This window comes from Streptomyces sp. W16, from assembly GCF_033194735.1.
Classification (GTDB): Bacteria; Actinomycetota; Actinomycetes; order Streptomycetales; family Streptomycetaceae; genus Streptomyces.
Genome location: NZ_JAWOAI010000797.1, coordinates 1 through 3,215, shown reverse-complemented (window position 1 = coordinate 3,215; position 3,215 = coordinate 1). Strand labels below are relative to the sequence as shown.

The 3,215-nt window shown below is 71.0% G+C and carries 3 protein-coding genes and 1 pseudogene; 1 reads left to right on the top strand and 3 read right to left on the bottom strand.

Annotated features, from left to right (window positions below):
- On the bottom strand, positions 1-562 hold a 562-nt coding region (locus R6V09_RS49445; protein ID WP_317887985.1), incomplete at its 3' end, for a sugar-binding domain-containing protein.
- Positions 563-640: 78 nt separating this feature from the next.
- Positions 641-1,327, bottom strand: a complete 687-nt coding sequence (rpe, locus tag R6V09_RS49440) for a ribulose-phosphate 3-epimerase (RefSeq protein WP_317887984.1) — start codon at positions 1,325-1,327, stop codon at positions 641-643.
- 125 nt (positions 1,328-1,452) lie between these two features.
- Between rpe and R6V09_RS49435 the strand changes: the two genes are divergently transcribed.
- Entirely contained in the window at positions 1,453-2,625 is a 1,173-nt protein-coding gene (locus R6V09_RS49435) for an alpha-hydroxy-acid oxidizing protein (RefSeq protein ID WP_317887983.1), read from the top strand.
- Between the two features lie 295 nt (positions 2,626-2,920).
- Here R6V09_RS49435 and R6V09_RS49430 read toward each other — a convergent pair.
- Positions 2,921-3,215, bottom strand: a pseudogene (locus R6V09_RS49430) (rRNA cytosine-C5-methyltransferase); the annotation flags it as partial.

The following is a 3,215-nucleotide window of genomic DNA, read 5'->3' as shown; positions in this document are numbered from 1 at the left end:
CGTCGCCGCCCGACACCTGCGCGGCCCGCCGTACCGCCTCGACCGAGCCGCGCTCGGCGGTCCCGGCGTCGTACACGCCTGTCAGCTGGACCACCGTGCAGGGCGGCAGCCGGTCGAGGGCCGCCGCCATGTGGATGGTGGACCGGCCCCAGGCGAGGCCGAGTACATCGCCCTCGTTGACCAGCTCGCCGAGCAGGTCGGCCGCGACCTCCCCGAGGTTCTCGGGGTCGGGCGACTCCTCGCTGACCTCGGCCGGGGACTCGACCACGACGGCGTGCCTCAGGCCGTAGCGGGCGCGCAGCGCGTCCGAGCGCTCCGCGTCCAGCTCGGCCGGTACTCGGATCTCGATGCGTACGAGATCCCGTTCGAGAGCGGTCTCCAGGACCCGGGCCACCTTGAAGCGGCTGACGCCGAACTCCTCCGCGATCTGGATCTTGGACTTGCCCTCAAGGTAGAAGCGGCGGGCCATGGCCGCCGCCTGCACCAGCTCTGCGGGTCCCATCCGCATGGCTGACCGGCCCGCCGACATACCCGACACGGCGATCTCCTCACTGCTGTTCACACTCTGGATTCGCCGTTCATCCTTGCAGATCCGGCGCTCTTGATCAGCCTTGATGGCCGCCGTTCACATACCTGCCGCTCAGTGGTCGCACGCCCAGGATGCCTTGCTCACGACCCCTTCGGCCTGCGTGCGCAATGCACGTACCGCCGCGGCCGGGTCGGATGCCCCGTAGACCGCCGAACCGGCGACGAACACATCGGCGCCGGCCTCCGCGCAGCGCTCGATCGTCGAGGCCGAAACTCCCCCGTCGACCTGCAGCCACAGCTCCAGTCCGTGCTTGCGGATCAGCTCCCGGGTGCGGCGGATCTTCGGCAGCATGATGTCGAGGAACGACTGGCCACCGAAGCCCGGCTCCACGGTCATGATCAGCAGCATGTCCAGCTCGGGCAGCAGATCCTCGTACGGCTCGATGGGCGTCGCCGGCTTCAGCGCCATGGACGCACGCGCTCCCTTGGCCCGAATCTCGCGGGCGAGCCGCACCGGCGCACCGGCCGCCTCGACGTGGAAGGTGACGGAGGAGGCACCCGCCTCGACGTACTGGGGGGCCCAGCGATCGGCGTCCTCGATCATCAGATGGCAGTCCAGCGGGGTGTCCGTCGCCCGGGCCAGTGACTCTACGACCGGCACACCGAGCGTGAGGTTCGGGACGAAGTGGTTGTCCATGACGTCGACGTGGAGCCAGTCGGCGCCCTCCACCGCCTTGGCCTCCTCGGCGAGGCGGGCGAAGTCGGCGGACAGGATGCTGGGGTTGATCTGCACGGCCATGCCCCAAGCCTGCCATGTCCTGCGGGGGTTAGCGGCATCGGTCGGCGGCGGGCGCGATCGGGTGCGGGGTACGGGGCCGCCGCGCCCACTGCGAGAATCCCTCCCTGAGCGAAGAGGGAGATGGCATGGGACAGCCGTTCGGCTCCTATCAGAACGAGATCTACTTCAACGGGCTCGGCGGCATCCTGCCGTCCTACCCCATGGCTTTCGCGGAACTGGAGGAGAGGGCGAGCGCGGCGCTGCCGCCCTCCGTCTGGTCCTACGTCGCGGGCGGCGCCGGCGACGAACGCACCCAGCGCGCCAACGTGACCGCCTTCGACCACTGGGGCCTGGTCCCCCGCATGTTCGTCGGCGCGGCCGAACGCGACCTGTCCGTCGACCTGTTCGGGATGCGGCTGCCCTCCCCCGTCTTCATGGCACCGATCGGCGTCATCGGCCTGTGCGCCCAGGACGGCCACGGCGACCTGGCGACCGCAAGGGCCGCCGCACGCACCGGAGTTCCGATGGTCGCCTCGACACTCGCGGTCGACCCGCTGGAGGATGTCGCGGGCGAGTTCGGGGACACCCCGGGCCTCTTCCAGCTCTACACCCCGACCGACCGCGACCTCGCCGCGAGCCTCGTCCACCGCGCCGAACAGGCCGGCTACAAGGGCATCGTGGTCACCCTGGACACCTGGGTCACCGGCTGGCGCCCCCGCGACCTGTCCACCGCCAACTTCCCCCAGCTACGCGGCCATTGCCTCGCCAACTACACCAGCGACCCGGTCTTCCGGGCCCGCCTCGCCCGCACCCCGGAGGAGGACCCCCAGTCCGCGGTCCTCCTCTGGACCCAGCTCTTCGGCAACCCCCTCACCTGGGACGACCTCCCCTGGCTGCGCTCCCTCACCACCCTCCCGCTGATCGTCAAGGGCATCTGCCACCCCGAGGACGTCCGCCGGGCCAAGGACGGGGGCGTGGACGCCGTCTACTGCTCCAACCACGGCGGTCGCCAGGCCAACGGCGGCCTCCCGGCCCTCGACGCGCTCCCGGCCGTGGTCGAGGCCGCGGACGGCCTCCCGGTCCTGTTCGACTCCGGCGTCCGCAGCGGCGCCGACATCGTCAAGTCGATCGCCCTGGGAGCCACCGCCGTGGGCATCGGCCGCCCGTACGCCTACGGCCTCGCCCTGGGCGGCACGGACGGCATCGTGCACGTCCTGCGCTCACTCCTCGCGGAGACCGACCTGCTCATGGCAGTCGACGGCTATCCGACCCTCGCCGACCTCACGGGGGAGGCCCTCCAGCGCGTCCGCGCCCTATGACACCCGAGTCAACGCGTCCTGCGGATGAGCGCGTTCCGTGACCGGCACATCAGCCGGTACTGCCGACGAGCACGCCCGGTGACCGGCGCGTCAGCCGACGCCACGGATGAGCGCGTTCCGTGACCCGCGCGTCAACCAGCCCTGCTGCTGACGACGTCTCACAACCTGCGCGTCAGCCACTCCCGCCGATCACGGCGTCCTACGAACCGCGCGTCAACCGGCCCTGCTGCTGACGACGTCCAACTACCCGCGCGTCACCCAGTCCTGCCGATCACGGCGTCCAACTACCCCCGCGTCAGCCAGTCCTGCGGATCAGCGCCAGATACATCGCGTCGGTCCCGTGCAGATGCGGCCACAGCTGTACGTCGGGACCGTCGCCGAGTGCCGGGACGTCGGGGAGGAGCGGGCGGGCGTCGATCAGCTCGGTGTGCGGGAACTGCTTGAGCAGGTCGTCGACGACGGCCCGGGTCTCGGCGAGGTGCGGTGAACAGGTCGCGTAGCCGACGACGCCGCCGACGCGCACGGATTCCAGCGCGGTGCGCAGCAGCCCGCGCTGCAGGGGCGCGAACCCGTCGAGGTCCTCGGGCCGG

Excerpts from the sequence above, each read along its gene's own strand:
- rpe (WP_317887984.1), bottom strand. The coding sequence starts at position 1,327 with ATGGCCGTGCAGATCAACCCCAGCATCCTGTCCGCCGACTTCGCCCGC.
- R6V09_RS49435 (WP_317887983.1), top strand. The coding sequence starts at position 1,453 with ATGGGACAGCCGTTCGGCTCCTATCAGAACGAGATCTACTTCAACGGG.